Raw genomic sequence first — 6,489 nt, 5'->3', positions numbered from 1 at the left:
CCCTTCTGAGGGCTCTCTCTTGCCTGCTATAATATTGAGTAGGGTAGTTTTTCCTGCCCCATTGCGTCCCGTGAGGGCGATACGCTCCTTCGGATTTACCTGTAGGGAAACCTCCGAAAAGAGTTTATCTGCCCCAAAAGAGACGCCTACATTATTCAGTGCTAGCATCTAGTCTCCTTATGGTCTTGTAATCTTAACAAGTTCAGTAGTCATTACCTGACCCATAGTAGTCATCTCGGTTTTCACCACACCCTTATTGGGCACCACCCAAGTGATTTGCTTATTCTCCTGAGTTTGGTTCATCCCCATTGCCTGAGTGGTGGTCTTTACCTCCTGCTCCACCTTGATGGTCTTGAAAGTACCGGCTGGAGTGGTCACCTCTTCGTCTACGGCAGTGATCTCATTCCTAGTTATCTCAGTGATGACGTTTAGATCCATCCCTTGTACCTTAGCGGTGATGGTAGCCTTGGTCAGAGGTAGCTTATCCCCTACTTTGCCTTGAAGTGGAGTAAAGCCAGCATCGCCATCAAAGGTCATATCAATATTTGAGCCCATACCAGCCTGCTCCATAGTAGCCTTGCTCTGAGCCAAGAGACTTTCCACACTATATTGGATCTTACCATCTGCAAAGGTAAGGGCATTCTCCATGGTCATTGGCTGCTTCATGCCAGGCACCTTGGTGACCACTTCGTAGGTGATGACGTTGCCCTCCACCTTTTTCAGTGTCTGAGTAACCGTAGAGGTACCCATCAGTTTATTCGACATCTCGTACTCATATACCGTGCCCACAGGGTCATTATCATAGTACTGTGCGTAGCTAGCGGTAAGGGTAGTAAGGGCTAAAACAAGTGTTGCTATTATCTTCTTCATAAGTTTGTTGTAGCAAATAAAGGTCGGGGGGTCTCTTGTGGAAGTCCCCCGACTCTTAGTGGATAATTATATGGTCTCTGTATTCTCTTCTGTCTGTACGCTATTGGCATTAGGAGTGATGAGCTTGTACCCCTTGCCGTGCTTATTCTGAATCTCCACACGCTCATCTTGAGCTAAGTGCTTACGCAGCTTGGTGATGTAGACATCCATACTACGGGCATTGAAGTAGCTATCCTCGCCCCAGATGGTCTTGAGGGCATAGTTGCGCTCCATCAAGTCATTAGCGTGCATACAGAGTAGCGTCAGCAGATCGGTCTCCTTAGTGGTGAGACGCTTTGGCTCCTCATCTCTGAAGGTAAGCATCTGCTTCTGCGTATCAAATACGAAGTCGCCGATATTGTAAAATGCTACTGGCTCTGGCTTCTTGCCCTGTACCCTGCGGAGTACCGCATCGATACGCATAGTGAGCTCAGCGGTATTGAATGGCTTCTTGAGGTAGTCATCAGCACCGAGCTTAAATCCCTGCTCTACATCCTCGCTCAGGGTCTTTGCGGTGAGGAAGATGATGGGTAGTGACTCGTTTTTGCTCTTGATCTTTTGTGCTAGCTCAAACCCATCCATCTTGGGCATCATCACGTCTAGGACGCAGATATTCCAGTGGTCTGGTTGTTCCTCAAAAGCCTCCCAACCGGCCTGTCCATCTTGGAAAAGATCGGTTTGGTACCCCTTGGTATTTAGAAACTCGCTGAGTAGAGGACCCAGGTTTTCGTCGTCCTCACATAGAAATACTCTTACTACGTCTTCCATCATAATCTTTATTCTTTAATTGGTAATGTAATAATAAACTTAGTTCCCTTGCCTAGCTCGCTCTCCACAGCTATCTTCCCGTGGTGTAGCGAGATGATATGCTGCACATAGGCCAGCCCTAGGCCATATCCTTTGACATCGTGCCGATTGCCCGTCGGTACACGGTAAAAGCGGTCAAATATCTTCTTGGCATGCTCCTTTTTCATTCCGATGCCATTATCTTGGATATATACCTTTACGTTCTTGGCATCGTTACTGGTACCTACTGTAAGGTGAGGTGGCCGCTCAATACTTCGGTACTTGATCGCGTTATCGAGGAGGTTGAAGATGATATTGGTGAGGTGCATCTCATCGCCCTCTACAGTGGCCTGTTCTGCCCCTAGGTCCACATCAATCTCTCCCTCGTAGCTCTCCACTTTGAGGCTAAATATATTGGTGACATTGAGGAGTAGCTCCTCCATATCTATCTCCTTTAGCTTTAGCTTCACCTTATCGCGGTCGAAGAAAGACATCTGTAGCACCTTATCGATCAGCAACTCCAGTCGCTGACTCTCCGCCATGATACTTGAGATCCACTTCTGTCGGCGCTCGGGAGAGGTCTCCGCCTGGTCTGCGGAGAGCATCTGGCTCGCCACCATAATGGTGCTGACAGGCGTCTTCAGCTCGTGCGTCATATTATTGACAAAGTCCTTACGCAGCTCCTCTAGCTTCTTCTGCCTTACCAGTGAAACAATGGTAATCGTAAACACCACAAAGAGTAGCAGCGTAAAGCCAGCCGAAGGGATAATAAACTCATACGAACTAGAGATGAGCTGCCGCTTCCCTGGGATATAGAGCTTCACAAAGTACATGTGTGAGGGGTGGTCATTTGGGAATAGCACCTGCGTGTAAGTGGCATCGGCATCATCGGCCGGTATCTTGCCACTGCTGTAGTACGCCCGATGATTATTATCCACCAACTCATAGATGTAAGGCAGTGTAATGCCGTTATTGGTGAGGTAGTAGCTAAGGAGCAGGTCCAGATCTTTCTCCGAAATACGCTCGTAGATAGGGGCTGGATTATTGTCGCGTACCGACTCTATGGCGAGCTGAATCACCATCTCACGCACCTCGTTATACCGCTCCGTGAAGGCCTTCATCAGTTCCCGAGAAGCCTCCTGAATCCTATCGGGGCTCTGCTTCTTGGCTATCCTCAGAGGGTCTTGTGGCAATTGGTCTAGGCCGAAACGCAGGCTATCAATCTGTAGCTGCTTGTTTTTCTCCTTCAGGTTGTTCTCTAGCGAAAGAAGGCTCGACGAAGTGGAGAAGCCAAGGCGGTCCGAAACCAGACGTGACATCTCGTCGCGCTCTACATCCTGACTTACCGAAGAGAGTGCCTGACGTACACGACTATCAAACTGCTCATTTCGGAAGCGGTAGACCACGTCGACATAATTGAGCTGCATCAGTAGCAACCCAATCAGGGCTAGTGCCATAGCCACAACGATTAACCAAAGCGTCCACTTCTTCATAACGTGAGCAAGGTACGCATTATTCTCTTTGTATTAACAAAAAGAACGTTAAATATTTAAGGCACAAATGTTAATTAAAGCAGACAGATAAGGCAGTAACCCTATGGTAATAGGGTAGTTACACTCATTTAGAGAATGTTTCACGATCCCTCACATAGAATGTTGCACGAAGTGCCTTTCTCGCACATTGGCTGCAAATGTGCTGAGACTTTGCACGAAGGATGAGATGCAAGGCGCTGAGGATGAGGGCGAAGGGAGCGTACTCACGTACGTGACCGAGGCCCGAATTCCGAAAGCAACGTAGCAGATCGCCTTCGTGCAACAGTCTCATTTAGAGCGTGCGAGTGCCCCACGAGCCACGGTCGAGCTTGCGGTAGTTGATCGCCTCTCCGATATGCTGGATCGTGATATCTTGCGAGGCATCAAGGTCGGCAATGGTACGGGAAACCTTTAGAATACGGTCATACGCTCTAGCGGAGAGCTTAAAGCGCTCCATCGCCTGCTTCAGTTGCATCAACCCATTGGCATCTACATGGACAAACTCCTGCATCATCGCTGGAGTCATCTGCGCATTGGTATAGATCCCCGGCATTCCTTTGAACCGCTCCTTCTGTATCGCTCTCGCCTTCATCACCCGCTCACGGATCGCTTCACTCGGCTCGCCACGTTGCTTACTCGATAGCATCTCAAAGGGCACAGGCAGTATCTCCACCTGAATATCGATTCGATCGAGCAGCGGGCCAGAGATCCGACCGAGATAACCCTTCACCTGTGCCTCCGTGCAAGTGCACTCCTTGAAAGGGTTGTTGTAGTGACCGCAAGGACAAGGGTTCATTGAGGCCACCAGCATAAAGGAGGCGGGGAAAGTGACCGTCTGCCGAGCCCTTGAGACGGTGATTTGTCGGTCCTCAAGTGGCTGACGTAGCACCTCCAATACATTACGAGCAAACTCAGGTAGCTCATCGAGAAAAAGCACCCCATTGTGAGCAAGAGAGATCTCACCTGGCTTGGGATAAGAGCCCCCTCCTACCAGAGCCACATTGGAAGTGCTGTGATGGGGTGCCCTGAATGGTCGCTCCCTCATCAGTGCGATGTGCGTTGGCAACGTTCCCGCCACCGAGTGAATCATGGTGGTCTCCTGCGCCTCCTCCTTAGTGAAAGGGGGTAGGATGCTTGGCACCCGCTTAGCCATCATCGACTTACCACTCCCTGGAGGGCCTACCATAATGATATTGTGCTGACCACTAGCAGCCACCTCAATCGCACGCTTCACCATCTCCTGCCCCTTCACCTCAGCAAAGTCGGCATAGTGCAGAAGCGGGTGATGAAAGATCTCCTCCTCATCGTATAAGTACTCCTTCAGCACCGAGCTTCCCTGCGAGAGATAGTCTACCACCTCAGCAAGTCGCTCGGCACCAAACACCCGTATTCCCTCTATCACGGAGGCCTCCTTGGCATTGGCTCGTGGCACAATGATATTCTTAAACCCTTGCCGCTTCGCCATAATGGTCATCGGTAACACTCCATGAATCGGCCGAAGGGCACCATCCAGTGCCAACTCACCCATAATCATCGTATCGGCAAGTCGCTCCGTAGGGAGCTTCTCACTCAGCGAGAGGATCGCAATAGCTAGGGGAAGGTCGTAGGCAGCCCCCTCCTTCTTGAGGTCGGCCGGTGCCATATTGATGATGTAGCGATGCTCCTGATAGGTATATCCACTCTCGGCGATGGCAGCTTGGATACGTTGGTGGCTCTCCTTCACCGCTGCATCGGGCAATCCCACCAGCATAAACTTAGTGCCACTACTGATTTGTGCTTCGATCGTCACCTTACACGCCTCAATACCACTGACTGCTGCGCCATACACCTTGACCAGTGCACGCTCCACCGAGGTCTCCTCCCACAGCACGCTATCATCCATCATTTACTTCTTTTGTTGTTTAATATAGTTGATCAGACTATCAGGGTTACTCCAGCTACGCTCAATATTTTGTAGACTATCCACCACCATAAAAGTTGGTAGCTCATCGATGGACTGCTCCTTCAGAAAAGTCTGCGACTGCCCGATGCTATCAATGAGGAAGTATTGCTTCGTCCCCTTGCTTTTCGTCTTCAAGCTCTTGGGGAGAGAGTCATTGAGCAGCACGCTATAGCTAGACACACCTAGGCTATCGAGTAGATGAAAGTACCGCTTTTGCTTGGCAAATAGGGCAGAGTCCTGTGGCGATAGCTCCATAATATTAAGGGCGACGAATCGATTTTTCCCCACAAAATCCTTGAAGTTGACCCGATCCTTCATTCCACTGACCACAAAAGAATAAGGAACTACTGGACCTCTATTCCAACTATTATCACCAGCCATTCTCCAACCCAAAAGCCCAGCAAGATCATACTGGTCTCTAGCCAATTGAGCAAAGAGACTCCACCAAGTCTGATCATTCTTCCCACTTTGGTATTGCTCCATACCATCCTCCACCAGGAGGAGCGTAGGCGATTCCTTACTGTGGGCACTCAGGAAGTCCAAGAGTTGCTCCTCGCTTTTCTCCCTCTCTGCGTACCACTCCTTCAGCAAAGACTCATAGAGTAGACCCTTCAGCGACAACTCTTTATCGCTGATATTAGCAGAATAAGTCTCGGCATCACGGTCGGGAAATAGGGGGAGCTGCAGTCGCCCCTCTCCATTCCTCAAGAGGAAAAGGTCAATCGTATCTAGGTCAAAGACCTCATGATAGCTAATCTTACCCTTCGGGCTCACTTCCAAGGTATCCATAGTGATGCTCTGGGCACCGTAGACCAGCAGGTACCAAGGCCCCGACTCGCTATCTTGATGGCTTGCCACAATCTTGACTGGCCTTACCGACTCACTCTTATGTCCCCTTCCACAGCCACAAAATAGCAGGGCTACAAGTAGGCATATCCCCAGGGCTCCTCTCTCTATCCTCATTACTCCTTACTATATATGATATCCTTGATGAGCGATTGATCGCTTGTGCTATAACCATAGGGCGAGAGGAGTTGTAGCTTTGCCAGCAAAGTAAGGTCAGGCGACCCACCCTTTGCCCATTGGCTCAATTGCTCTATCCCCTCCTTGCGTTGCCCCTCTGCCAAAGTAGAGAGAGCTCTCCAGAAAAGCAGTGCCCCCTCTCCACCATTAGTCGCCCGATCGAGTAGCTCCTTTGCCTCCTGAGCTTTACCAGAAAGGAGCAACAACTCCACAATGATTGAAAGGCTCTTGGCGTTTTTGCCATCGGAGAGATAGTGCGCTTTGTAGGCCGCCTTCATCGCCTCCTCATTTCGTCCC

Annotated in this window: 7 protein-coding genes; all 7 read right to left on the bottom strand. The window is 49.9% G+C overall.

The window, feature by feature from the left end; genetic code table 11:
• Nucleotides 1-168: ATP-binding cassette domain-containing protein (locus QVO39_RS06470; RefSeq protein WP_288171881.1), on the bottom strand; the 168-nt coding region annotated here is incomplete at its 3' end.
• A 9-nt stretch (nucleotides 169-177) separates the two neighbouring features.
• Nucleotides 178-870, bottom strand: a complete 693-nt coding sequence (locus tag QVO39_RS06465) for a TapB family protein (RefSeq protein WP_021903500.1) — start codon at nucleotides 868-870, stop codon at nucleotides 178-180.
• Between the two features lie 66 nt (nucleotides 871-936).
• Nucleotides 937-1,677, bottom strand: a complete 741-nt coding sequence (gene rprY, locus QVO39_RS06460; RefSeq protein ID WP_070706459.1) for a response regulator transcription factor RprY — start codon at nucleotides 1,675-1,677, stop codon at nucleotides 937-939.
• 8 nt (nucleotides 1,678-1,685) lie between these two features.
• A complete protein-coding gene (locus QVO39_RS06455; RefSeq protein WP_288171880.1) occupies nucleotides 1,686-3,188 on the bottom strand; it encodes a sensor histidine kinase in 1,503 nt (500 codons plus the stop codon).
• 331 nt (nucleotides 3,189-3,519) lie between these two features.
• The gene (locus QVO39_RS06450; RefSeq protein ID WP_288171879.1) at nucleotides 3,520-5,112 is read right to left on the bottom strand and encodes a YifB family Mg chelatase-like AAA ATPase; all 1,593 of its coding nucleotides are present in this window, start codon (nucleotides 5,110-5,112) and stop codon (nucleotides 3,520-3,522) included.
• Nucleotides 5,113-6,132 carry a hypothetical protein gene (locus QVO39_RS06445; protein ID WP_021903496.1) on the bottom strand — a complete coding sequence of 340 codons (1,020 nt, stop codon included), beginning with the start codon at nucleotides 6,130-6,132 and terminating at the stop codon, nucleotides 5,113-5,115. It abuts the gene before it with no gap.
• Nucleotides 6,132-6,489 (bottom strand): tetratricopeptide repeat protein (locus QVO39_RS06440; protein WP_502685066.1); only part of this gene is annotated, 358 nt, incomplete at its 5' end. The genes QVO39_RS06440 and QVO39_RS06445, both read right to left, overlap by 1 nt.

The sequence above is a fragment of the Porphyromonas sp. CAG:1061 genome (assembly GCF_000435035.1).
In the GTDB taxonomy this organism is placed as follows: domain Bacteria; phylum Bacteroidota; class Bacteroidia; order Bacteroidales; family Porphyromonadaceae; genus Porphyromonas_A; species Porphyromonas_A somerae.
Note: the sequence above shows the minus strand (reverse complement) of the source record. Positions and strands in the feature narration are given on the sequence as shown.

Coding starts and splice junctions, on each gene's coding strand:
- QVO39_RS06445 (WP_021903496.1), bottom strand. CDS start 6,132: ATGAGGATAGAGAGAGGAGCCCTGGGGATATGCCTACTTGTAGCCCTG.
- QVO39_RS06455 (WP_288171880.1), bottom strand. CDS start 3,188: ATGAAGAAGTGGACGCTTTGGTTAATCGTTGTGGCTATGGCACTAGCC.
- QVO39_RS06450 (WP_288171879.1), bottom strand. CDS start 5,112: ATGATGGATGATAGCGTGCTGTGGGAGGAGACCTCGGTGGAGCGTGCA.
- QVO39_RS06465 (WP_021903500.1), bottom strand. CDS start 870: ATGAAGAAGATAATAGCAACACTTGTTTTAGCCCTTACTACCCTTACC.
- rprY (WP_070706459.1), bottom strand. CDS start 1,677: ATGGAAGACGTAGTAAGAGTATTTCTATGTGAGGACGACGAAAACCTG.